Genomic DNA, 22,520 nt, shown 5'->3' on the forward strand with positions numbered 1-22,520 from the left:
CGGCCCGTGAGGCCGCGACGGCCCGTGAGGCCGCGACGGCCCGTGAGGCCGCGACGGCCCGTGAGGCCGCGACGGCCCGTGAGGCCGCGACGGCCCGTGAGGCCGCGACGGCCTTCCCGACCCAGGGCGGCGCCCGCGAGACCCTCTCCGGGTTCCCGCCCCAGGGCGGCGCCCGCGAGACCGCCGCAGGGATGGACGCCCGCGACACCGCCGCCGGGATCCAGGACCCCTGGGGCGAAGGCGCCGACACCGTGCACACCCACGACCCCCACGAGGTCACCATCCAGCTGGACAGCGTGGGCCTCCAGCTCGACGGCTCGCTGCGGGCCGCCAAGGGCGGCGCGCACGGCGGTGGCCAGGACGGCGCGGACGGCCCGGTCTTCGTGGACGAGTCCGGCCGCCGCAGCCGCCGCTTCCGGCGCCTGGGCATGGCCGTGGGCCTCGCCTGTGCCGTCTACGCCGTCGTCATCGTCGCCACCCTGCTGTCCGGCAACTCCAACGCGCCCTGGCTGCCCGTCCAGGACCCGAAGAAGGACACCCCGGCCGGCCAGGTGGACACCACACCGCTCCCCGCGGAGTCGGCGCCGACCGCCGGCGCCGACGGTGTCAGCCCCGGTGCCTCCCCCTCCGTCAGCGACGGCGTCACGCTCGCCCCGGGCGTCGACGCCACCGCGCCGGACGCCTCCGCCACGGCCGAGGACCCGGACACCGCCACCGACCCCACCGCGACGGCGACCAGGAAGCCGACCACCGGGACGGGCACCAAGCCGACAGTCGACCCGGAGCCCACCGGGACGGCCACCACCTCCGACCCCGAGCCCACCCCGACGGAGACCGGCGAGCCCACGTCCGAACCGACCGAGACCGAGGGCGGCGACACCGCCGGCACCGGTGTCGACACGGCCGCCGCCGGACCGGCCGATGCCGATTCCGTCCTGTACGACCCCGGCGCCGAACCGGCCGACACCGACACCCCGTACGATCCGTCCCCGGAGTACTCCCTCTGATGGCCTCCCGCTCCAACCGCCGACGCGCAGCGTCCGGCGGTCCCCGGCGCCGCCTGCCCATGCGCCTGCTGCTGCCCCTGCTCGTCCTCGCCGCGTTGATGGCCATGCTGATGCTGCGCGGATACGTGCACAGCGAGATCCTGGCCGACCACCGCGTCCGCCCGCCGGCCGCCTCCGACCAGGTCCCCGAGGAGATCCTCAAGGGCGGCCCGGTCATCGACGCGCGCGGCGGCCGCACCGAGAGCCTGAGCGTGCCGGACAAGCGGCTCGTCCTCACCTTCGACGACGGACCGGACCCCGAGTGGACGCCCAAGGTCCTCGACATGCTGAAGAAGTACGACGCGCACGCCGTCTTCTTCGTCACCGGCACCATGGCCTCGCGCTATCCGGATCTGGTCCAGCGCATGGTCGACGAGGGCCACGAGGTGGGCCTGCACACCTTCAACCACCCCGACCTGTCGTACCAGTCGAAGGAGCGCATCGACTGGGAGCTCTCGCAGAACCAGCTCGCCATCTCCGGCGCGGCCGGCATCCGCACCTCGCTCTTCCGGCCGCCGTACTCCTCCTTCGCCGACGCCATGGACAACGACTCCTGGCCGGTGACCGAGTACATCGGCTCGCGCGGCTACATCACGGTCGTCAACAACACCGACAGTGAGGACTGGCGCAAGCCCGGCGTCGAGGAGATCATCGAGCGCGCCACGCCCAAGGGGCACCAGGGCGCGATCGTGCTGATGCACGACTCCGGCGGCGACCGGCACCAGACCGTCGAGGCCCTCGACCGCTTCCTGCCCCAGATGCAGAAGCGGGGCTACGAGTTCGACAACCTCACCGAGGCGCTCGGCGCGCCCAGCGCGCATAGCCAGGTGACCGGCGTCGACCTGTGGAAGGGCAAGGCGTGGATCTTCCTGGTCCAGGCCTCCGACAACATCACCGCCGTCCTGGTGGTCGGGCTCGCGGTCATCGGCTTCCTGGTGATCAGCCGGTTCGTGCTGATGCTGGTGCTGTCCGCCGCGCACGCCCGCCGGGTGCGCAGACGCGGCTTCCGCTGGGGACCGCCGGTGACCGAACCGGTCTCGGTGCTGGTGCCCGCGTACAACGAGGCCAAGTGCATCGAGAACACCGTCCGTTCCCTGATGGCGAGCGAGCACCCGATCGAGGTCCTCGTCATCGACGACGGCTCCTCCGACGGCACCGCGCGCATCGTGGAGGCGATGGGCCTGCCGAACGTGCGGGTGATCCGGCAGCTCAACGCGGGCAAGCCCGCCGCGCTCAACCGGGGCCTGGCCAACGCCCGCTACGACATCGTCGTGATGATGGACGGCGACACCGTCTTCGAGCCCGCCACCGTCCGTGAACTGGTCCAGCCCTTCGGCGACCCGCGCGTCGGCGCCGTCGCGGGCAACGCCAAGGTCGGCAACCGGGACTCCCTCATCGGAGCCTGGCAGCACATCGAGTACGTGATGGGCTTCAACCTCGACCGCCGGATGTACGACATGCTCAGCTGCATGCCGACGATCCCCGGCGCGGTGGGTGCCTTCCGCCGCACGGCCCTCGAACGGGTCGGCGGGATGAGCGAGGACACCCTCGCCGAGGACACCGACATCACCATGGCGATGCACCGCGACGGCTGGCGCGTCGTCTACGCCGAGAAGGCCCGCGCCTGGACCGAGGCCCCCGAGACGGTCCAGCAGCTGTGGTCCCAGCGCTACCGCTGGTCCTACGGCACCATGCAGGCGATCTGGAAGCACCGCAAGGCCCTGGTGGAGAGCGGCCCCTCCGGGCGCTTCGGCCGCGTCGGCCTGCCGCTGGTCTCCCTGTTCATGGTGCTGGCCCCGCTGCTGGCCCCCCTGATCGACGTCTTCCTCCTCTACGGCCTCGTCTTCGGCCCGACCCAGAAGACGATCGTCGCCTGGCTGGGCGTCCTCGCCATCCAGGCCGTCTGCGCGGCCTACGCCTTCCGGCTCGACAAGGAACGCATGACCCACCTGATCTCGCTGCCGCTCCAGCAGATCCTGTACCGCCAGCTCATGTACGTGGTGCTCCTCCAGTCCTGGATCACCGCCCTCACCGGCGGCCGCCTGCGCTGGCAGAAGCTGCGCCGCACGGGCGTGGTCGAGGCGCCGGGCGGCCCGGTCCAGCGTGAACGGAGGCCGGTGGGATGAGCCAGGGCACACCGCAGCAGTCGCACCCGCAGTACGGGTACGGCGTCCCGACGCCGCCGGAGCCGATGGCGGTCCCGGTGCCTGAGACACGGGTCCCCGAGACACGGGTCCCCGATGCCCCGCCCGCGGCCGCCGCGCCGAAGAAGCCGGGCCGGGACCGCTACCTGGACCTCCTGCGCTCCATAGCCCTGGTCCGCGTGGTGGCGTACCACCTCTTCGGCTGGGCCTGGCTCACCGTGCTGTTCCCCTCCATGGGCGTGATGTTCGCGCTGGCCGGCTCGCTCATGGCCCGCTCGCTCAAGCGCCCCGCGTGGGGCGTGATCCGAGGCCGTGTCCGCCGGCTGCTGCCCCCGCTGTGGGTGTTCAGCGCGGTGGTGCTGACGCTGATGTTCGCGGGCGGCTGGAACCCGACGAAGAACACCGAGGACGGGCCGGTCTGGGCCCTCGTGGAGCTGTTCAACTACATCGTCCCGATCGGCGCACCGCCGTTCCCCTGGTCCATCGGCTCCCAGTCCGGAGTGCTGGAGGACACCTGGGCGGTCCAGGCGGCGGGCGTGCTCTGGTACCTGCGCGCCTACCTGTGGTTCGTGATCGCCTCGCCCTTGCTGCTCTGGGCGTTCCGCCGGGCCCCCTGGCCCACCCTGCTGGCACCGCTGGCGCTGACCGCGGTCGTCGGCACGGGCGTGGTGAAGATCCCCGGCGAGACCGGCAACGCGGTCACCGACTTCGCGGTCTACGGCGGCTGCTGGGTCCTGGGCTTCGCCCACCACGAGGGCATGCTGACCAGGATCCCGCGCTATGTCGCGGTCTCCGCCTCGTCGCTCGTCATGGCCTTCGGCCTGTGGTGGGCGTCCAACCACCTCGGCCCCGACGGCTGGGACCTCAACGACATCCCGCTCTCCCAGGCCACCTGGTCCTTCGGCTTCGTCGTCATCCTCCTCATCTACTCGCCGTCCTGGCAGGAACTCCCCGGCCGCCTGGCGAAGTGGGACCGCCTGGTCACCCTCTCCAACAACCGCGCGGTCACGATCTACCTGTGGCACAACCTGCTGATCATGGCCACGGTCCCGATCCTGGACCTCCTCTACAACCTCCCCCTCATGGAGAACGAACGGGCCGTGGCGGCCCTCGACTCGACGTACCTGATCTGGATGTTCTTCCTGGTCTGGCCCCTGATAGCCCTGGCGGTCCTGGCCGTCGGCTGGGTGGAGGACCTGGCCGCCAAACGCAGCCCCCGCCTGTGGCCGGACGGCTCGAAGCCCCGCAAACCCACCCCACCGAGCCGCAGACGCCACGCCTGACCCACCCCGAAGCCCGCCCCCGAAACATTCCGGGGGGCGGGCTTCGTGCTGGGTCGGGGAGCGTCAGGGGTCGAGGAGGGGGTCCAGGGCGCGTTCTTCCGAGACCAGGGTGAACACCGGGCCGAAGGCGCTCAGGGCGCGGATCGCGTCCAGTACGGCGTCCCGTTCCGTGCGGCGCTCGTCCAGGAAGGCACCGAGTGACGCCTCCTCCATGAGTCCCCCCACCCACGCTTCGACTGTCGTACCCCCATGGAACACTGGGCGTGTTGCGTGTGTGAGGGGGAGTGGGGTGCGGTGAGCAAGCGGCAGGTGCGGAAGATGCTGCGGTTGATGGCGGGTGGCGAGCCCGTCGAGCTGACCAGTGCCATGGCCTCCGTGAAGAAGCTGGCCCGGCTCGCCTTCATCGCCCAGCAGTTCGGGTACGAGTACGCCGACGTCCGGCAGGGCGGCAGCCACAACTCCGCGCTCGTGATGCTGCTGGTGCCCGACCACAGCCCGCACGCCCGTGCCCGCGCCGCGCAGAACTGGGCGCAGTACCCGAACGCCGGGGACGGCGTCTCCGTACCGCCCCTCGTGCCGGACGCCTTCGAGCTGCTCAAGGCGCGCATCAACTTCGACCTCACCGGCAAGAGTGCCGAGAAGCGGATGGCCCTCGGTGCCCTCGGCGGCAGCCTCGGCTGTCTCGCCGTCGCCCTGCGGCCGGGGCAGGGCAGCGTGGCCTGGATCATCGCGGGCGGGCTGTGGGTGCTGCTGTTGGGCGGTCTCGGCGTCGGTTTCGCCGTGAACCGCAGACGCAACGCCAAGTTCGCCGCGCGGTTGCTGGCCGCGGGCTTCCACCCGGTGAACGACGCCACCGGACGGCTGCGGTACCTGCCGGCGGGGGTCCGCGTCGCCGGGCAGGCGAACCCGTACGCGAGTGGCCCGTACGGCGCCCAGGCTCCCTACGGCGCCGGTGCTCCGTACGGCGCCGCTCCCGCCGGGCCCTACGGCGCACAGCCCTACCCGCAGCAGCCCCCGCACCCCCAGCAGAACCCGCACTGGCAGCCTCCGGCGCCCTGACCGGGCCGCCCCGGTCACGGGAACCTCTCATCCCACCTCGCCACGAGGTGAGAGCAAAGTTCCTTTCCGGTCACCCGGTGCCACAGGCAGGAAACGCGCTCTCCCTACCTTCGGGATCAGCCACTCCCTGGAGTACGACCTGAGCCCGGAGCCCCGTGGAGGCGTCATGACAGCCCCGAGTACTGCCCCCGCCGCGAGCAGGGGAGGCCGTTGGATCGAGCACTGGGATCCGGAGAACGAGACCTTCTGGAACGAGAAGGGCGAGAAGATCGCCCGCCGGAACCTGTTCTTCTCCGTCCTCTCCGAGCACATCGGATTCTCGATCTGGACGCTGTGGTCCGTGATGGTCCTCTTCATGGGACCCGAGTACGGCCTCACCCCGGCGGACAAGTTCTTCATCGTCTCGATGGCGACCGCGGTCGGCGCCGTCGTCCGGGTGCCCTACACCTTCGCCGTCGCGATCTTCGGCGGGCGGAACTGGACGGTCATCTCGGCGTCCCTGCTGTTGCTGCCCACGGTCGCCGCGTTCATCGTGATGGAACCGGGGACGTCCTTCACCACGTTCCTGCTGTGCGCGATGCTCGCCGGTATCGGTGGGGGCAACTTCGCCTCCAGCATGACCAACATCAACGCCTTCTTCCCGCTGCGGAAGAAGGGCTGGGCGCTCGGCCTGAACGCCGGCGGCGGCAACATCGGTGTGCCGGTCGTGCAGCTCATCGGTCTCGCCGTCATCGGCGCGAGCGGCGGCCCGCGCGTGCTGCTCGGCATCTACATCCCGCTGATCGTCATCGCCGCCGTCCTCGCCGCGATGTACATGGACAACATCACCTCGGTGAAGAACGACACCGGCGCCGCCTGGGACTCCGTCAAGGAGGCGCACACCTGGATCATGTCCTTCCTCTACATCGGGACCTTCGGCTCCTTCATCGGCTACAGCTTCGCCTTCGGCCTGGTCCTCCAGACGCAGTTCGGCCGCACCCCGCTCCAGGCCGCGTACGTCACCTTCATCGGCCCGCTGCTCGGTTCGCTGATCCGGCCCGTGGGCGGCGCCCTCGCCGACCGGTACGGCGGCGCGAAGATCACGCTGTGGAACTACGTGGGCATGGCCGCCGCGACCGCGGTGATCATCGTGGCCTCGATGCAGGAGTCGCTGCCGCTCTTCACCACCGCCTTCATCGCCCTGTTCGTCCTCACCGGCCTCGGCAACGGCTCGACGTTCAAGATGATCCCGGGCATCTTCCACGCCAAGGCCCTCGCCAAGGGGCTCACCGGGGACGAGGCCGCGGTCTACGGCCGCCGGCTGTCCGGCGCCTCCATGGGCCTGATCGGCGCGGTGGGCGCGCTCGGCGGACTCGGCATCAACCTCGCCTTCCGCCAGTCCTTCCTCTCGGTGGGTTCCGGCACCGGAGCCTTCGTCGCCTTCCTCGCCTTCTACGGCGCCTGCTTCGCTGTCACTTGGGCCGTATACCTTCGCCGCCCGGCCGCGCAGCCCCAGGCCGAGGCAACCGCTTCGGAGGAGAAGTCGCAGCTCAGCTACGCCGAGGTGTGAGCCGGTGTGACGTAACACTGCCGACATCAAGCCGAACCGAGCCTGTCACGGACCGTTGACAGGCTCGGTCGGCATGCGGGTGACGCCCGATATGTGACGACTCGAGCCCGGGACGAGAGTTATGTACGACGAACAGCACAAGCCCGGTCAAGGGCAACACGGTCCCCTCGCGGGGTTCACCGTCGGGGTCACCGCCGCGCGCCGGGCCGACGAACTGGCGGCACTGCTCCAGCGGCGCGGCGCGGGCGTCCTGCACGCACCCGCCCTGCGCATCGTGCAACTGGCCGACGACGGTGAACTGCTCGCCGCGACCAAGGACATCGTGGAGCAGGCCCCGGACGTCGTGGTCGCCACCACCGCGATCGGCTTCCGCGGCTGGGTCGAGGCCGCCGACGGCTGGGGGCTCGGCGAGTCCCTGCTGGACCGGCTGCGCGGTGTGGAACTCCTCGCGCGCGGCCCGAAGGTCAAGGGCGCGATCCGGGCCGCCGGGCTGACCGAGGACTGGTCGCCGTCGTCGGAGTCCATGGCCGAGGTGCTCGACCGGCTGCTGGAGGAGGGCATCGACGGCCGGCGGATCGCCGTGCAGCTGCACGGGGAGCCGCTGCCCGGTTTCGTCGAGGCGCTGCGGGCCGGGGGCGCGGAGGTGGTGGGGGTGCCGGTGTACCGGTGGATGCCGCCGGAGGACCTCAGCCCGGTCGACCGTCTGCTGGACGCGACGGTGTCCAGGGGGCTTGACGCGCTGACCTTCACCAGTGCCCCGGCTGCGGCCTCGCTGATCTCCCGGGCGGAGGAGCGGGGGCTGCTGCCGGAACTGCTCGCCGCGCTGAACCACGACGTCGTTCCGGCCTGCGTCGGTCCGGTGACCGCGCTGCCGCTGCAAGCCCATGGCATCGACACGGTCCAGCCCGAGCGGTTCCGGCTCGGGCCGCTGGTCCAGCTGCTGTGCCAGGAACTGCCCACGCGGGCCCGTGCGCTGCCGATCGCCGGGCACCGGGTGGAGATCCGGGGGCACGCGGTCCTGGTCGACGGGGCCCTGCGACCCGTTCCGCCGGCCGGTATGTCCCTGCTGCGGGCGCTGGCCCGGCGGCCCGGCTGGGTGGTGGCCCGCGCCGACCTCCTACGGGCGCTCCCGGGCGCCGGGCGCGACGAGCACGCGGTGGAGACGGCGATGGCCCGCCTCCGTACCGCCCTCGGCACCCCGAAGCTGATCCAGACCGTGGTCAAGCGCGGCTACCGCCTGGCCCTGGACCCGGCGGCGGACTCCAAGTACGCGGACGTGTAACGCCCCCGGCGGGCACCTCCTTCGTCGGCGGGCACCTCGTCGTACCCCGGGGCGGTCGCGCACCCAGGCGGGCCCTCACCCGCTGCGTGCGGATCCCCCGCCGGGCGGGCGCCTGGCCACCCGGTCCCGGCCGGCCCCGGTCGCGTGTTCCGCGAGGCCCAGGGCCCACGGCCCACCGGGCTCTTGGGGGACGGCCGTCATTCGGGGCTGTCGCTCAACCCGCTGCGTGCGGAGCCCCCCGCCGGGCGGGCACCTGGCCACCCGGTCCCGGCCGGTCCCGGTCGCGTGTTCCGCGAGGCCCAGGGCCCACGGCCCACCCGGCCCTCGCACGACGGCCGCCGAACCGGCCTGTCACGCCGAACCGGCCTGTCACGCCGAACCGGCCTGTCACGCCGAACCGGCCTGTCACGCCGGGCCGCCACGCCGGACCGTCGCTCAACCCCGCCGACGGAGCGCTCAACCCCGCCGACGGAGCGCTCAATCCCGCCGGACGGAGCGCTCCATCCCGTCGGCCGCTGCGCTCAACCCCGCCGGACGGCTCCCCCCACCGGGGGTGAACCCCCGGTCCGCCCCCGCCGGAAGGCGAGTCGTGGCCGTGTGGGCCGTCAGGCACACCAGTGCCACCGTCACCAGCACGCCCCGCACCACGTTCCACCCCACCCACGCCCCCTCGAACCCCGCCCGGAGGGCAGCCGCGCTTCCCGACCCGGCCAGCCGGTCGTTGAGCGGGACGTTCACCGTCACCGTCACCAGCAGTGCGAGCACGTTGGCCGTGAGGGCGGCCCACAGCAGGCCCCGCCGCTCGCCCCGGGCCCGCCACACCGCGAGCCCCGTCAGCAGGGGCGCGCCGAGGAAACTCGTCAGGAACACCGGGTTCTGGATGACCTCGTTGATGTCCCGCATCACCGCCACGTACACCGCGTCCCCGCTGCGGGCCAGACCCGGCATCACCGCGCAGGCGAAGACGTAGAAGGAGCCGGCGAGCAGGCCCGTGGTGGTCGTGGCCGCGGTCAGTACGGCAGTGCGTGAGCGCGTCGTCGTCATGCCCTCAGTCAAGTCCGCGCGCGGCACCGGGGACATGGCCGTGACGCGCGCCCGCATACGCGCGCGTCCCACGAGGGGTTCCGGGCGCGGAAGCGGGCAGGCACTGTTAGAGGGAACGGTTCGTCCGGGGCCGGACCCGGGGTGACCCCAAGGCGGTGACAGGCACATGGCACTGGGTACGGCCACGGCCCCGTACGAGCTGCGTTTCGACGCCGGGCGGATCTGTCTCGATCTCCTCGTCACCGCCCACCCCGTGGAACGGCTCGACTCCGTCGAGGTGCTGTGCGCGTGGATCACGGGGTCCGGGCTGGTCCCGCCCGGGACGCCGCTCGGCCACGCCGACGACACCTGGCTCCTCGGCTTCCGTGAACTGCGCGACCGAATAGACCCGTTGGTCCGCGGCGCGCTCCGCACCGAGGCCGGGCCCCGCCCCTCGTACGGCCCGGCGCTCGCCCGGGTGAACGAGACCGCCCGTACCGCGCCGCCGGCCCCCCGCGCGGTCCGCGCCCAGGACGGCACACTGGTAAGGGAGTTGGCGGGACCGCCGGAGCGGTCCGCGCTGCTCGCGGCCGTCGCCCGGGACGCGGTGGAACTGCTCACGGACCCGCCCACGCGGGCGGGGCTGAGGGAGTGCGAGGGGGACAACTGCCCCATCGTGTACCTCGACACCTCGCGCGGCCGGCGCCGCCGCTGGTGCAGCAGCGAGGTGTGCGGAAACCGCGAGCGGGTCGCCCGGCACCGGCGGCGGGCGGCGCTCGCCCGCGCCTGACGGTTCCTTATGTCCGTTGTGCGGCGCGACTGTCGAAGTGATTTCGATTACATGGGGTTTACCGGTCCAGGGGTTGCGTCACGCGGTCGGCCCGTCCTCAAGTGAGGGAACTGTAAAGACTTTGAGGTGGGAATGTGCCTCGGTGTCCCCTCCGTCATGTCATCCCGAAGAAAACTGTCACCCCACTTTGAACACGCAACCCGTCGGGTCCGTACGGGTGGTGGAGCGACCGACTGGGCTCGCCCAGGCGAAACGGGGACATCGGAGGTGGGCGTGCGGAAGGATGCGGCCGTGGCCAAGGAACGTGGATCGAGGGCCCGACATCGCATGTCCCAGCCCTCGGTCGAACCTGACGAGGAGCTGATGCGTGCTCTCTATCGAGAGCACGCGGGACCCCTGCTCGCGTACGTCCTGCGCCTGGTCGCCGGAGACCGGCAGCGCGCCGAGGACGTCGTCCAGGAGACGCTCATCCGTGCCTGGAAGAACGCCGGCCAGCTCAATCGAGCGACCGGTTCGGTACGCCCCTGGCTGGTGACGGTCGCCCGGCGCATCGTCATCGACGGCCACCGCAGCCGGCAGGCCCGGCCGCAGGAGGTCGATCCGTCGCCGCTGGAGGTCATCCCCGCGGAGGACGAGATCGACAAGGCGCTGTGGTTGATGACGCTGTCGGACGCGCTCGACGACCTGACCCCCGCCCACCGGGAGGTGCTCGTCGAGACGTACTTCAAGGGGCGTACCGTCAATGAGGCGGCCGAGACGCTCGGTATACCGAGCGGCACTGTCCGTTCCCGGGTGTTCTATGCCCTGCGGTCGATGAAGCTGGCACTGGAGGAGCGGGGGGTGACGGCGTGATGAACACATACGGGGGATACGGAGCAGGGGGTCCGGGTATGTCTGGCTCCATGCAGGGATCTTCGGGCACGAACGAGCACGAGACCGTCGGCGCCTACGCCCTCGGGATTCTCGACGACTCCGAGGCAACCGCTTTCGAGGCCCATCTCGCGACCTGCGAATGGTGTGCCCAGCAGCTCGACGAACTGGCCGGGATGGAGCCGATGCTGGCCGCGCTCGCGGACCTGCCCGGCACCGGCACGCCCGCCATCGGCGAGTCGCTGTCGGCGAAGCCCAGCCCGAGGCTGGTCAACAACCTGGTCGACGAGATCGCCGAGCGCCGCGCGATGACGCGCCGCCGCAGCTTCTACATGGTCGCCGCGGCCGCCGCACTGATCATCGGAGGCCCGGTCGCGGCCATTGCCACCACCGGCGACGACAGCGGCACGAGCACCGAGGCGCACTCCACCAGCCCCGCCAAGGACGCCTTCGACGCCATGACCGACCGGGTCGCCGGCCGCGACGCGAGCACCAAGGTCACCGCGACCGTCGCCATGGAGCCGAAGGCCTGGGGCACCCACGCGGTGCTGGAGCTGAAGAACGTCACCGGCCCCGAGAAGTGCTCCCTGATCGCCGTCGGCAAGAACGGCGAACGCGAGACGATCACCTCCTGGTCCGTCCCCAAGTGGGGCTACGGCATCCCCGACGCCGAGACCGAGCAGGCCAGGCAGCCGCTCTACGTCCACGGCGGGGCCGCCTTCACCCCCGAGGAGATCGAACGCTTCGAGGTGATGACCTTCGAGGGCAAACGGCTGGTCGAGGTGGCCGTGTGAGGCCACACACCGCGGACGCATAGCTTCCAGGGGCCCCCTTCGCGTACGGTTGACGGCTGCCCAGCACGTCAGAAGGGGGCCCGGTGGCCGCACAGGCTCAGCAGGAAACCGCGGTCGACTCGGTTCCGGATTCGGTCCGGGACCGTGAGATCAGCGTCGAACAGGAACACCTGGACCAGGTGTACCGGCGCCTCGATGAGAAGATCCACGAGGCCGAGTTCCTCATGCACGACGCGGCCCAGCGCGGCCAGGTCGGCACCCCCGGCGCACTCGCGGAGCGGGACGCCCAGGTCTTCCGCGCCGGCGTCCACCTCAACCGGCTGAACAACGAGTACGAGGACTTCCTCTTCGGCCGGATCGACCTGCTGGCCGGCAAGGACGGCAAGAAGGGCCCGGACGGCGCGTACACCGCCGTGGAGCCCGCCGAGGGCGCGGTCCGCGCCGACGGCACCGCCGACATCGCCGAGACCCTGCACATCGGGCGGATCGGCGTCCTCGACCACGACTACGCCCCGCTGGTCATCGACTGGCGGGCGCCGGCCGCCGCCCCCTTCTACCGCTCCACGCCGGTCGACCCCGGCCGGGTCGTGCGGCGCCGCGTCATCCGCTCCAAGGGCCGCCGGGTCCTCGGCGTCGAGGACGACCTGATGCGCCCCGAGCTGAAGGCGTCGCTGCACGGGGCCGAACTGGCCGTGATCGGCGACGGCGCCCTGATGGCGGCCCTGGGACAGGCCCGCACCCACTCCATGCGGGACATCGTGGCCTCCATCCAGGCCGAGCAGGACCTCGTCATCCGCGCCCCCGCCGCCTCCGTGACCTACGTCGAGGGCGGCCCCGGCACCGGCAAGACGGCCGTCGCGCTGCACCGCGCCGCCTACCTGCTCTACCAGGACCGGCGCCGGTACGCGGGCGGCATCCTGATCGTCTCCCCGACCCCGCTGCTGGTGGCGTACACCGAGGGCGTGCTGCCCTCGCTCGGCGAGGAGGGCCAGGTCGCGATCCGCGCGATCGGCTCCCTGGTCGACGGCGCGGAGGCCGGGCTGTACGACTCCCCTTCCACGGCCCGCGCCAAGGGCTCGTACCGGATGCTCAAGGTGCTGCGGAAGGCCGCCCGCGGCGCCCTGGAGATGAACGATTCCCCGACCCGGCTCCGCGTGGTCGCCTTCGGCCGCCGGCTGGAACTGGAGAACCAGGAACTGGAGGCGGTCCGCCGCAACGCCCTCAGCGGCACCGCCCCCGTGAACCTGCTGCGCCCGCGCGCCCGCAAGCTCCTCCTGGACGCGCTGTGGGCGCGGTCCGGGGGCGCGACCCGGCACAGCGACCCCGAACTCGCCGCCGAACTGCGCTCCTCCTTCGACGAGGACGTGACGACCGAGGACTCCTTCATCGAGTTCCTCGACGCCTGGTGGCCCGAGCTGACCCCGAAGGCGGTCCTCGCGGCGATGGCCGACGACAAGCGCCTCGGCCGCTGGGCCCGGCGCATCCTGAACCCGGGCGAGGTGCGCCGGGTCGCCCGCTCGCTGCGCCGCGAGGGCCACTCGGTGCACGACATCGCGATGCTCGACGAACTCCAGGCGATCCTCGGCACCCCGGCCCGCCCCCGCAAGAAGCGCGAACTGGACCCGCTGGACCAGCTCACCGGCCTGGAGGAGCTGATGCCGGTGCGCGAGGAGACCCAGCGCGAGCGGGCCGAGCGGCTCGCCCAGGAGCGCACCGAGTACGCCCATGTGATCGTCGACGAGGCCCAGGACCTCACCCCGATGCAGTGGCGCATGGTCGGCCGCCGCGGCCGGCACGCCACCTGGACGGTCGTCGGGGACCCGGCCCAGTCCTCCTGGTCCGACCCGGACGAGGCGGCCGAGGCCCGCGACGAGGCGCTCGGCACCCGCCCGCGCCGCCGCTTCGAGCTGACCGTGAACTATCGCAACCCGGCGGAGATCGCCGAACTGGCCGCGAAGGTCCTGGCGCTGGCGATGCCCGGCTCCACCTCGCCCTCGGCCGTGCGGTCCACCGGCGTCCGGCCGCGCTTCGCGGTGGTGGACCCCTCGCTCGGCCGGACCGTCCGCGAGGAGGCCGCCCGGCTGCTGGAGCGGGTCGACGGAACGGTGGGCGTGGTCGTCGCCATGCAGCGCCGCGAGGAGGCCGCCCGCTGGCTGGACGGACTCGGCGACCGGGTGGTCGCCCTCGGCAGCCTGGAGGCCAAGGGCCTGGAGTACGACGCGACCGTCGTGGTCTCCCCGGCGGAGATCGCCGACGAGTCACCGGCCGGTCTGCGGGTGCTCTACGTCGCCCTCACCCGGGCCACCCAGCAGCTCACGGTGGTCTCGGCGGAGCGCGACGAGCCGGACGCGTCGGGGGTGCCGGATCTTCTCCGGGACTGACCGCCGGTGCGGGAATGGTCTTACGGGATCGGTTTGTTAGCCTGGGTGTGACACCGGCCCGATCCAAGCCCCCGGGCCCAACCTTCGTCGCTACGAGCGACCACTTGCCGCGAGGCGAGCATGGCGGGCCGGTGTCACTCAGCCAGCGAAAAGGCAACGAAGAGGCCCACGTCGAATGTGACGTGGGCCTCTTTGCCGCTCCAGGACTGGCCGATGGATTCTCGCATCGTGGAAGATGTTTTCCGCAATCGTCGCCACCCGGTGAACAAAAAGTCCGCAATCCGGGGCGGCTACCGCGTACTCAGCGGTAGGTGCGACGATCAGACGGCACAACTAGCGACACGGTGAAAGCAGAGGAAGTCGGCCATGGCAACGGCGCCCAGCGTCTCCTACTCGATGACCATCCGGCTGGAGGTGCCCGCGAGCGGAACCGCCGTCTCGCAGCTCACCACCGCCGTGGAGTCCTCCGGAGGCTCGGTCACCGGCCTCGACGTCACCGCGTCCGGGCACGAGAAGCTCCGTATCGACGTCACGATCGCCGCCACGTCCACCGGACACGCCGACGAGATCGTCCAGCAGCTCCGCGGGATCGAGGGCGTCACCCTCGGCAAGGTCTCCGACCGTACGTTCCTGATGCACCTCGGCGGCAAGATCGAGATGCAGTCCAAGCACCCCATCCGCAACCGTGACGACCTCTCCATGGTCTACACGCCCGGCGTGGCCCGGGTCTGCATGGCGATCGCCGAGAACCCCGAGGACGCCCGCCGCCTCACCATCAAGCGCAACTCCGTCGCGGTCGTGACGGACGGCTCCGCGGTCCTCGGCCTCGGCAACATCGGCCCCAAGGCCGCGCTGCCCGTGATGGAGGGCAAGGCCGCCCTGTTCAAGCGGTTCGCCGGGATCGACGCCTGGCCGATCTGCCTGGACACCCAGGACACCGACGCGATCGTGGAGATCGTCAAGGCCATCGCCCCCGGGTTCGCCGGCATCAACCTGGAGGACATCTCCGCGCCGCGCTGCTTCGAGATCGAGGCCCGGCTGCGCGAGGCCCTCGACATCCCCGTCTTCCACGACGACCAGCACGGCACGGCGATCGTCGTCCTCGCGGCCCTGACCAACGCGCTGCGCGTGGCCGGCAAGTCGATCGAGTCCATCCGGGTCGTCATGTCCGGCGCGGGCGCGGCCGGTACGGCCATCCTGAAGCTGCTGATCGCCGCCGGCGTGAAGAACGCGGTGGTCGCCGACATCCACGGTGTCGTCCACTCCGGGCGCGCCGACCTGGTGGACGCCGCCTCCGACTCGCCGCTGCGCTGGATCGCCGACAACACCAACCCCGAGGGTCTGACCGGCACCCTGAAGGAGGCCGTACGCGGCGCGGACGTCTTCATCGGCGTCTCCGCCCCGAACGTCCTCGACGGCGACGACGTGGGCGCGATGGCGGAGGGCGCGATCGTGTTCGCGCTCGCGAACCCCGACCCCGAGGTGGACCCGGCAATCGCCCGTCAGACGGCGGCGGTTGTGGCCACCGGCCGCTCCGACTTCCCGAACCAGATCAACAACGTGCTGGTCTTCCCGGGTGTCTTCCGCGGCCTGCTGGACGCCCAGTCCCGCACGGTCAACACCGAGATGATGCTCGCGGCCGCGAAGGCGCTGGCGGACGTGGTGACCGAGGACGAGCTGAACCCGAACTACATCGTCCCCAGCGTCTTCAACGACAAGGTCGCGGGCGCGGTGGCCGGTGCGGTGCGCAACGCGGCGAAGGCGGCCGGGGCCGGCGCGGCCGGGAACTGAGCCGCCGAAAGGACGTGACGATCGCCACGGCAAGCCCTTGTCGCGGCGCGTCGCGGAACCGGGGGCCCGTGCGGGCCGTTTATCGTGTCCGCCAGGCCCAGGCCCTCGCTTCGTGTGACTCCCAAGGGTGTTCTCACGACTCGGACGGGTGCCGGATTGGCTTTCCCGCCGCAGGTAGGGGCAGGATGCGTCTCTGGGCGCGAGGGTCTGAGGACGGGACCCGGTCCGGGGACTGTCCGAGGACCCTGGCAGCATCGGCTTCGCTGTGCCCACTGTGCGGCTTTGCCGCGTGGCACGCCTCAACAGCAAGAAGAACACGGGAGTAACAACATGAACCGCAGTGAGCTGGTGGCCGCGCTGGCCGACCGCGCCGAGGTGACCCGCAAGGACGCCGACGCCGTTCTGGCCGCGTTCGCCGAGACCGTCGGCGAGATCGTCGCCAAGGGCGACGAGAAGGTCACCATCCCCGGCTTCCTGACCTTCGAGCGCACCCACCGTGCCGCTCGCACCGCGCGCAACCCGCAGACCGGCGACCCCATCCAGATCCCGGCCGGCTACAGCGTGAAGGTCTCCGCGGGCTCGAAGCTCAAGGAAGCCGCCAAGGGTAAGTAAGGCGCCTGTTCGCCGTCATGGTTCGGCGCGGTGGGCGACTGCGGGCCCGTTGTGGCTGGTCGCGCAGTTCCCCGCGCCCCTGAGGGCGCTTCAGCAACGCCGAAGGGGCGGCACCCGGATCCGGGTGCCGCCCCTTCGGCGTTCGTGTGACCGCTAGCCGAGGGCCTTGCCCGGGAGTTCGACCTTCGCGCCGAGTTCGACGAGCTTCTCCATGAAGTTCTCGTAGCCGCGGTTGATCAGGTCGATGCCGTGGACGCGGGAGGTGCCCTGCGCCGCGAGCGCCGCGATGAGGTACGAGAAGCCGCCGCGCAGGTCGGGGATGACCAGGTCGGCGCCCTGGAGCCGGGTCGGACCGCTCACCACGGCCGAGTGCAGGAAGTTGCGCTGGCCGAAGCGGCAGTCGGAGCCGCCCAGGCACTCGCGGTAGAGCTGGATGTGGGCGCCCATCTGGTTGAGCGCGGAGGTGAAGCCGAGCCGGGACTCGTAGACCGTCTCGTGGATGATGGACAGGCCCGTGGCCTGCGTGAGCGCCACCACCAGCGGCTGCTGCCAGTCGGTCTGGAAGCCGGGGTGCACGTCCGTCTCCAGCGCGATGGACTTCAACTGGCCACCCGGGTGCCAGAAGCGGATGCCCTCGTCGTCGATCTCGAAGGCGCCGCCGACCTTGCGGTAGGTGTTCAGGAAGGTCATCATCGAGCGCTGCTGGGCGCCGCGGACGTAGATGTTGCCCTCGGTCGCGAGCGCGGCGGACGCCCAGGAGGCGGCCTCCAGGCGGTCCGGAAGCGCGCGGTGGGTGTAGCCGCCGAGCTGGTCGACACCGGTGACCCGGATGGTGCGGTCGGTGTCCACGCCGATGATCGCGCCCATCTTCTGCAGCACGCAGATCAGGTCCTCGATCTCGGGCTCCACGGCCGCGTTGGACAGCTCCGTGACGCCCTCCGCGAGCACCGCGGTCAGCAGCACCTGCTCGGTCGCGCCCACCGACGGGTAGGGGAGCCGGATCTTGGTGCCGCGCAGCCGCTGCGGTGCCTCCAGGTACTGGCCGTCGGCGCGCTTCTCGATCGTCGCGCCGAACTGCCGCAGCACCTCGAAGTGGAAGTCGATGGGCCGGCCGCCGATGTCGCAGCCGCCGAGACCCGGGATGAAGGCGTGCCCGAGGCGGTGCAGCAGCGGACCGCACAGGAGGATCGGGATACGGCTCGAACCCGCGTGGGCATCGATGTCAGCGACGTTGGCGCTCTCCACGTGCGACGGGTCCATCACCAGCTCGCCGGGCTCGTCGCCCGGACGGACCGTCACCCCGTGCAGCTGGAGCAGACCGCGTACGACGCGCACGTCACGGATGTCCGGAACATTGCGCAGCCGGCTTGGCTCACTTCCCAGCAGGGCGGCCACCATGGCCTTCGGCACGAGGTTCTTCGCGCCGCGGACACGGATCTCGCCCTCCAGCGGGGTTCCGCCGTGGACGAGCAGTACGTCGTCATTGCCGTTGACGGTCATGTATCTCGCGTTCCGATGAGTGGGGCAGGGGCCGAAGGAAACAGGGTAATCGCCGCGCACCCCCCTTCTGTAAGCCCAAGGACCACCCAGATACGTCATAGCTGTGTCACAACACGAACGGTTCGTCGCCGGGCACGAGGGGTCACCGTGGAGGGCGCGCGGCGGGGGCGCCCGATCCGGCGCTGAGCTGCGTTCACTCCCTTACCGGGATTGCCTCCCCATGCGGGGGAAAGATGCGGGATCATGTCTGGCATGACCGAGGTGTCCTCGCTCACAGGGCGGTTGCTCGTGGCAACGCCCGCCCTGGCGGACCCGAACTTCGACCGTGCGGTGGTGCTCCTTCTCGACCACGACGAGGAGGGCTCGCTGGGTGTCGTCCTCAACCGTCCGACCCCGGTGGGCGTCGGCGACATCCTGGAGGGCTGGGGCGACCTGGCCGGTGAACCCGGGGTGGTCTTCCAGGGCGGCCCGGTCTCGCTGGACTCCGCGCTCGGGGTCGCCGTCATCCCGGGCGGCGCGGCCGGCGACACGGTCCCGCTGGGCTGGCGCCGGGTGCACGGCGCGATCGGACTCGTGGACCTGGAGGCGCCGCCCGAACTGCTCGCCTCGGCGCTCGGCTCGCTGCGGATCTTCGCCGGGTACGCGGGCTGGGGACCGGGCCAGCTGGAGGACGAGCTGGTGGAGGGCGCCTGGTACGTCGTGGAGTCGGAGCCCGGTGACGTCTCCTCGCCGGCCCCCGAGAGACTCTGGCGGTCGGTCCTGCGCCGCCAGCGCAACGAACTCGCGATGGTGGCCACGTATCCCGACGACCCTTCGCTCAACTGACCCCTGTGAGCTTCAGTACTCTTGGTTGTTATGAGCACTCTTGAGCCCGAGCGCGGGACTGGTACGGGGACACTCGTAGAGCCGACGCCGCAGGTGTCCCACGGCGACGGCGACCACGAGCGCTTCGCCCACTACGTCCAGAAGGACAAGATCATGGCGAGCGCCCTCGACGGGACTCCCGTCGTGGCGCTGTGCGGCAAGGTCTGGGTGCCCGGCCGCGACCCGAAGAAGTACCCCGTGTGTCCCATGTGCAAGGAGATCTACGAGTCCATGGGCTCCGGCGGCGACGACAAGGGCAAGGGCGGCGACAAGAAGAAGTAGTCCCCGCTCGTCGTCCGACGATCCACGAGAGGCCCCCGGGCCGCGCTCAGGCGCGACCGGGGGCCTCTCGCGTGTCACGAACTGGTTGAGACCTCTTGTGGACATGTTCCTGCACTCCCTAGCCTCCGGAGGGTTGTGCATGGCGAAACGAACGTTGCACATGATGCAACGTGCTCCCTGTGTCCGGAGGTTCACTGCATGAAGTCCGTGAAGTCCGTGAAGCCCGTGAAGTCCGCCCCGCGCCTCGCGGCCGTCCTGGCCGCCGCCGCGGTGCTCGCCGCCTGTACGCCCCGGACGTCCGACAACTCCGCCTCCGACCAGGACGAGCGGACCGGCACGCTCCGCGTCTGGCTCTTCCAGGAGGTCGGCAACAAGCCGAAGGAGAAGGTCGTCGACTCCGTCCTCGCCGCCTTCGAGAAGGAGCACGCGGACACGGACGTCACGGTCGAGTACATCCCCGTCGAGACCCGCGCCCAGCGCATCAAGGCCGCCTTCAACGACCCGAAGAGCGCCCCCGACGTCATCGAGTACGGCAACACCGACACCGCGGGCTATGTGAAGGACGGCGGACTCCTCGACATCACCGAGGAGTTCGGCGCCTGGGACGAGACCGCGGACACCGACCCCACCGCCCGGCAGTCGGTCACCGTCGACGGAAAGGTCTACGGCGCCCCCTACTTCGTCGGCGTCCGCGCCCTGTACTACCGCACCGACGTCTTCGAGGACCTCGGCCTCGACGTCCCGCGCACCCAGGCCGAACTCATCGCCACCGCCAAGGAGATACGGGCCGCCGAGCCCGACCTGTACGGCCTCGCCGTCGGCGGCGCGTACACCTACGGCGCCATGCCCTTCGTCTGGGCCCACGGCGGCGAACTCGCCACCGGCGAGGGCGGCTCGTACGCCTCCGCCATCGACAGCCCCGCCGCGCGGAAGGGCATCAAGGCGTACACCTCGCTCTTCGGTGACGACAACTGTCCCGCGAAGACCTGCGCGGGGATGGGCGGCAACGACACCGTGACCGCGTTCGCGTCCGGCAAGGCGGGCATGGCGATCGGCGGCGACTTCAGCCACGCGGCCGTGGAGGCGGGCGAGGTCAAGGGCAAGTACGCGGTCGTCCCGCTGCCCGGGGTGAAGGAGGGCGAGACCGCTCCGGCCTTCGCGGGCGGCAACAACCTCGGCGTGCTCAGGAGCACCTCGCACCGCACCCTCGCGGTCGACCTGACGCGGCGGCTGGCGTCGAAGCGGACCCAGGCGGAGATGTTCGACGCGATGGGCTTCCTGCCCACCTACTCCGACGTACGGCAGCAGGCGGCGGCGGAGGAGCCGTTCGTGAAGCCCTTCGTCGAGACCCTCGCACCGGGCACGAAGTTCGTGCCGGCCTCACCGGCCTGGTCCGGGATCGACTCCTCGCTGGTCCTGCCGACCATGTTCCAGGAGATCGTCAGCGGCCGGAAGTCGGTCGCCGAGGCGTCCGGGGACGCGGCGGCGAAGATGAACGACGCGTTCGGGTCCGCCGGGTGACCTCGGTGACCCACCGCACCACCTGGACCCCCTGGCTCTATCTCGTCCCCGCCCTGGTCGTCCTCGGCGGACTGCTCGCCTACCCCATCTACCAGCTCGGCCTGATCTCCCTCTTCCACTACACCCAGGCCCAGGTCAGCGGCGGCGAGCCGACCACCTTCGAAGGGCTCGGGAACTACGCCGAACTGTTCGGGGACCCCCAGTTCTGGGAGGTCCTGCTGGCCACCGTGGTGTTCGCCGCCGCCTGCGTGGTGTCGACCCTCGCCGTCGGATGCGCCCTCGCGGTCCTGCTCACCCGGGTACGGGCCGTGCCCCGGCTGGTGCTGATGCTGGCCGCCCTCGGGGCCTGGGCCACCCCGGCGGTCACCGGCTCGACCGTCTGGCTGCTGCTCTTCGACGCCGACTTCGGGCCCGTCAACCGGATCCTCGGCCTCGGCGACCACTCGTGGACCTACGGGAGGTACAGCGCCTTCCTGCTCGTCCTGCTCGAAGTGGTCTGGTGCTCCTTCCCGTTCGTGATGGTCACCGTCTACGCCGGCATCCGCGCCGTACCGGCCGAGGTGCTGGAGGCCGCCGCCCTGGACGGCGCCTCGCAGTGGCGGATCTGGCGGTCCGTGCTCACCCCGATCCTGCGGCCGATCCTGGTCGTGGTCACCATCCAGTCGGTCATCTGGGACTTCAAGGTCTTCACCCAGATCTACGTCATGACCAACGGCGGCGGCATCGCAGGCCAGAACCTGGTGCTCAACGTGTACGCCTACCAACGGGCCTTCGCTTCCTCCGAGTACGGCCTGGGCTCCGCGATCGGCGTCGTGATGCTGCTGATCCTGCTCACCGTGACCCTCGGGTACCTGCGACTGCTGCGCCGCCAGGGGGAGGAGCTGTGAATCCTCTTCGGGGCCTTGTGGCCCGCCCGTGGCGGTTCGCCGCCGAGACCGCCGCCCTGCTGATCGCCGCCGTGGTCGCCTTCCCGCTCTACTGGATGGTGCTCAGCGCCTTCAAACCGGCCGGGGAGATCGAGTCGACCGAGGCCCGGCCCTGGACGACCGCGCCCTCCCTGGATTCCTTCCGGCGCGTGTTCGAACAACAGGAATTCGGCCGGTATTTCGTCAACAGCCTTGTCGTCGCGGGGGCCGTGGTGATCGCCTCGGCACTCATCGCCTTTCTCGCGGCGACCGCCGTGACCCGATTCCGGTTCCGCTTCCGGACCACCCTGCTGGTCATGTTTCTGGTGGCCCAGACGGTGCCCGTCGAGGCCCTCACGATCCCGCTGTTCTTCCTCATGCGGGACGCCGGTCAGCTGAACACGCTGGGCTCGCTGATCCTCCCGCACATCGCCTTCTCGCTGCCCTTCGCGATCTGGATGCTGCGCGGCTTCGTGAAGGCGGTACCGGAGTCCCTGGAGGAGGCCGCGTACCTGGACGGGGCGAGCCGGGCGCGATTCCTGTGGCAGATCCTTTTCCCGCTCGTGCTGCCCGGCCTGGTGGCCACGAGCGTCTTTTCCTTCATCTCCGCCTGGAACGACTTCCTCTTCGCCAAGTCGTTCATCATCAGCGACACTTCGCAGTCCACCCTGCCGATGGCGCTGCTGGTCTTCTACAAGCCGGACGAGCCGGACTGGGGCGGCGTGATGGCCGCCTCCACGGTGATGACGATTCCGGTGCTGGTGTTCTTCGTACTCGTACAGCGACGGCTGGTCTCCGGACTGGGCGGAGCGGTAAAGGACTGA

General features: G+C 70.9%; 19 protein-coding genes and 1 pseudogene. 17 read left to right on the forward strand and 3 right to left on the reverse strand.

The window, feature by feature from the left end; genetic code table 11:
- The 3 genes and pseudogenes from AB0E07_RS10815 to AB0E07_RS10825 all read left to right on the forward strand — a co-directional run.
- Positions 1-1,007, forward strand: a pseudogene (locus AB0E07_RS10815) (hypothetical protein); the annotation flags it as partial.
- The gene (locus tag AB0E07_RS10820; protein ID WP_362248398.1) at positions 1,007-3,172 is read left to right on the forward strand and encodes a glycosyltransferase; all 2,166 of its coding nucleotides are present in this window, start codon (positions 1,007-1,009) and stop codon (positions 3,170-3,172) included. The pseudogene AB0E07_RS10815 and the gene AB0E07_RS10820, both read left to right, overlap by 1 nt.
- Complete coding sequence (locus tag AB0E07_RS10825) at positions 3,169-4,473, forward strand: acyltransferase (protein WP_362248401.1); 1,305 nt, start codon at positions 3,169-3,171, stop codon at positions 4,471-4,473. Before AB0E07_RS10820 ends, AB0E07_RS10825 begins: the two co-directional genes overlap by 4 nt.
- 63 nt (positions 4,474-4,536) lie before the next feature.
- On the opposite strand, the gene AB0E07_RS10830 is transcribed toward AB0E07_RS10825, so the two are convergent.
- Positions 4,537-4,686, reverse strand: coding sequence for a hypothetical protein (locus tag AB0E07_RS10830; RefSeq protein WP_362248403.1), 150 nt, complete (start codon positions 4,684-4,686; stop codon positions 4,537-4,539).
- A gap of 81 nt (positions 4,687-4,767) precedes the next feature.
- Between AB0E07_RS10830 and AB0E07_RS10835 the strand changes: the two genes are divergently transcribed.
- From AB0E07_RS10835 to AB0E07_RS10845, 3 genes are all read left to right on the forward strand, one after another.
- Entirely contained in the window at positions 4,768-5,532 is a 765-nt protein-coding gene (locus AB0E07_RS10835; RefSeq protein ID WP_362248406.1) for a hypothetical protein, read from the forward strand.
- A gap of 166 nt (positions 5,533-5,698) precedes the next feature.
- A complete protein-coding gene (locus tag AB0E07_RS10840; RefSeq protein ID WP_362248408.1) occupies positions 5,699-7,081 on the forward strand; it encodes a nitrate/nitrite transporter in 1,383 nt (460 codons plus the stop codon).
- Between the two features lie 121 nt (positions 7,082-7,202).
- The gene (locus tag AB0E07_RS10845; protein WP_362248411.1) at positions 7,203-8,363 is read left to right on the forward strand and encodes a uroporphyrinogen-III synthase; all 1,161 of its coding nucleotides are present in this window, start codon (positions 7,203-7,205) and stop codon (positions 8,361-8,363) included.
- 477 nt (positions 8,364-8,840) lie between these two features.
- Here the strand turns inward: AB0E07_RS10845 and AB0E07_RS10850 are convergent, their stop codons facing one another.
- Positions 8,841-9,407, reverse strand: a complete 567-nt coding sequence (locus tag AB0E07_RS10850) for an anthrone oxygenase family protein (protein WP_362248414.1) — start codon at positions 9,405-9,407, stop codon at positions 8,841-8,843.
- 166 nt (positions 9,408-9,573) lie between these two features.
- Between AB0E07_RS10850 and AB0E07_RS10855 the strand changes: the two genes are divergently transcribed.
- From AB0E07_RS10855 to AB0E07_RS10880, 6 genes are all read left to right on the forward strand, one after another.
- Positions 9,574-10,176, forward strand: a complete 603-nt coding sequence (locus tag AB0E07_RS10855; protein WP_362248417.1) for a CGNR zinc finger domain-containing protein — start codon at positions 9,574-9,576, stop codon at positions 10,174-10,176.
- 267 nt (positions 10,177-10,443) lie between these two features.
- A complete protein-coding gene (locus tag AB0E07_RS10860) occupies positions 10,444-11,028 on the forward strand; it encodes a sigma-70 family RNA polymerase sigma factor (protein WP_186287205.1) in 585 nt (194 codons plus the stop codon).
- A gap of 50 nt (positions 11,029-11,078) precedes the next feature.
- Positions 11,079-11,840, forward strand: a complete 762-nt coding sequence (locus AB0E07_RS10865) for a zf-HC2 domain-containing protein (RefSeq protein WP_362248421.1) — start codon at positions 11,079-11,081, stop codon at positions 11,838-11,840.
- 83 nt (positions 11,841-11,923) lie between these two features.
- On the forward strand, positions 11,924-14,221 hold the full coding sequence (locus AB0E07_RS10870; RefSeq protein WP_362248424.1) for a UvrD-helicase domain-containing protein: 2,298 nt from the start codon (positions 11,924-11,926) through the stop codon (positions 14,219-14,221).
- 366 nt (positions 14,222-14,587) lie between these two features.
- On the forward strand, positions 14,588-16,012 hold the full coding sequence (locus AB0E07_RS10875; RefSeq protein ID WP_362248427.1) for an NAD-dependent malic enzyme: 1,425 nt from the start codon (positions 14,588-14,590) through the stop codon (positions 16,010-16,012).
- A gap of 330 nt (positions 16,013-16,342) precedes the next feature.
- A complete protein-coding gene (locus tag AB0E07_RS10880; RefSeq protein ID WP_007382399.1) occupies positions 16,343-16,624 on the forward strand; it encodes an HU family DNA-binding protein in 282 nt (93 codons plus the stop codon).
- A gap of 153 nt (positions 16,625-16,777) precedes the next feature.
- On the opposite strand, the gene murA is transcribed toward AB0E07_RS10880, so the two are convergent.
- Complete coding sequence (gene murA, locus AB0E07_RS10885; RefSeq protein ID WP_362248430.1) at positions 16,778-18,124, reverse strand: UDP-N-acetylglucosamine 1-carboxyvinyltransferase; 1,347 nt, start codon at positions 18,122-18,124, stop codon at positions 16,778-16,780.
- Positions 18,125-18,376: 252 nt separating this feature from the next.
- Between murA and AB0E07_RS10890 the strand changes: the two genes are divergently transcribed.
- The 5 genes from AB0E07_RS10890 to AB0E07_RS10910 all read left to right on the forward strand — a co-directional run bounded on the left by AB0E07_RS10890 (position 18,377) and on the right by AB0E07_RS10910 (position 22,520).
- Positions 18,377-18,949 (forward strand): YqgE/AlgH family protein, encoded by a 573-nt coding sequence (locus tag AB0E07_RS10890; protein WP_362248433.1) that lies wholly within the window; start codon positions 18,377-18,379, stop codon positions 18,947-18,949.
- Between the two features lie 30 nt (positions 18,950-18,979).
- A complete protein-coding gene (locus AB0E07_RS10895; RefSeq protein ID WP_351931262.1) occupies positions 18,980-19,270 on the forward strand; it encodes a DUF3039 domain-containing protein in 291 nt (96 codons plus the stop codon).
- Between the two features lie 225 nt (positions 19,271-19,495).
- The gene (locus AB0E07_RS10900; RefSeq protein WP_362249051.1) at positions 19,496-20,791 is read left to right on the forward strand and encodes an extracellular solute-binding protein; all 1,296 of its coding nucleotides are present in this window, start codon (positions 19,496-19,498) and stop codon (positions 20,789-20,791) included.
- Positions 20,788-21,678: a sugar ABC transporter permease gene (locus AB0E07_RS10905; protein ID WP_362248437.1), complete on the forward strand. Its 891-nt coding sequence runs from the start codon at positions 20,788-20,790 to the stop codon at positions 21,676-21,678. The genes AB0E07_RS10900 and AB0E07_RS10905 overlap by 4 nt, the downstream gene beginning before the upstream one ends.
- Complete coding sequence (locus tag AB0E07_RS10910) at positions 21,675-22,520, forward strand: carbohydrate ABC transporter permease (protein ID WP_362248440.1); 846 nt, start codon at positions 21,675-21,677, stop codon at positions 22,518-22,520. Before AB0E07_RS10905 ends, AB0E07_RS10910 begins: the two co-directional genes overlap by 4 nt.

Origin of the sequence: Streptomyces sp. NPDC048002, assembly GCF_040653275.1 — a bacterium.
GTDB lineage: Bacteria > Actinomycetota > Actinomycetes > Streptomycetales > Streptomycetaceae > Streptomyces.

Coding starts and splice junctions, on each gene's coding strand:
- AB0E07_RS10890 (WP_362248433.1), top strand. CDS start 18,377: ATGACCGAGGTGTCCTCGCTCACAGGGCGGTTGCTCGTGGCAACGCCC.
- AB0E07_RS10865 (WP_362248421.1), top strand. CDS start 11,079: ATGCAGGGATCTTCGGGCACGAACGAGCACGAGACCGTCGGCGCCTAC.
- AB0E07_RS10840 (WP_362248408.1), top strand. CDS start 5,699: ATGACAGCCCCGAGTACTGCCCCCGCCGCGAGCAGGGGAGGCCGTTGG.
- AB0E07_RS10825 (WP_362248401.1), top strand. CDS start 3,169: ATGAGCCAGGGCACACCGCAGCAGTCGCACCCGCAGTACGGGTACGGC.
- AB0E07_RS10850 (WP_362248414.1), bottom strand. CDS start 9,407: ATGACGACGACGCGCTCACGCACTGCCGTACTGACCGCGGCCACGACC.
- AB0E07_RS10830 (WP_362248403.1), bottom strand. CDS start 4,686: ATGGAGGAGGCGTCACTCGGTGCCTTCCTGGACGAGCGCCGCACGGAA.
- AB0E07_RS10880 (WP_007382399.1), top strand. CDS start 16,343: ATGAACCGCAGTGAGCTGGTGGCCGCGCTGGCCGACCGCGCCGAGGTG.
- AB0E07_RS10845 (WP_362248411.1), top strand. CDS start 7,203: ATGTACGACGAACAGCACAAGCCCGGTCAAGGGCAACACGGTCCCCTC.
- murA (WP_362248430.1), bottom strand. CDS start 18,124: ATGACCGTCAACGGCAATGACGACGTACTGCTCGTCCACGGCGGAACC.
- AB0E07_RS10875 (WP_362248427.1), top strand. CDS start 14,588: ATGGCAACGGCGCCCAGCGTCTCCTACTCGATGACCATCCGGCTGGAG.
- AB0E07_RS10855 (WP_362248417.1), top strand. CDS start 9,574: ATGGCACTGGGTACGGCCACGGCCCCGTACGAGCTGCGTTTCGACGCC.
- AB0E07_RS10895 (WP_351931262.1), top strand. CDS start 18,980: ATGAGCACTCTTGAGCCCGAGCGCGGGACTGGTACGGGGACACTCGTA.
- AB0E07_RS10820 (WP_362248398.1), top strand. CDS start 1,007: ATGGCCTCCCGCTCCAACCGCCGACGCGCAGCGTCCGGCGGTCCCCGG.